This window comes from Gryllotalpicola sp. CP2-P1, from assembly GCF_057512245.1.
The window spans coordinates 1-553 of sequence record NZ_JBLRDT010000407.1; the positions used below are offsets into that span (position 1 = coordinate 1).

1 protein-coding gene is annotated in these 553 nt (G+C 68.0%); it reads right to left on the bottom strand.

Annotated features, from left to right (window positions below):
* Positions 1-553 (bottom strand): HNH endonuclease signature motif containing protein (locus ACM2XV_RS15605; protein ID WP_487027618.1); only part of this gene is annotated, 553 nt, incomplete at both ends.

Here is a 553-nt window from a genome sequence, read left to right on the forward strand (position 1 = left end):
CGAGCCGGGTCGGCTCCTTTCCGGGCCAGTGGAGCCAGTAGGTGGACACGCGTCGTTCGATGCGGCCGCCCATGTTGTGCAGGTTGAGGTGGTGGAATCGGCAGAGGCTGATGCCGTCTTTCGTCTCGGTCGTGTGGTTCTGGGGGCTCTCGCCCCACGGATTGACGTGATGCGCTTCGGTTGCGTCGGGCGGCAGGGGGCAGCCGGGCATGAGGCACCCGCCGTCGCGGATCGCCATGGCGCGTCTTTGCCGGGTGGAGAAGGTTCGTTCGGCCTTGGTGGCGTCGAGGGCCTGGCCTGTTTCATCAAGCAGCACGCCGGCGATGCTCCCGTCGCACAGCGCGGTGATGAGTTGTGCCCCGGTGAGGGGTTCGGGTTTCCCGTCCAGCCACGCGATGCCGGCCGGAGGTGGCCCGTCACCGGGTGGGGCCGAGGTCTGGCGGGCACGGTCGGCGGTGATCGCGTTCTTCAGGTCGCCGGTGGTGACGGCGATGGTGACCGTGGGGGTGTATTTCCCGAAGACGTTCGAGGCGGTGACTCCGGCGATGAGGAA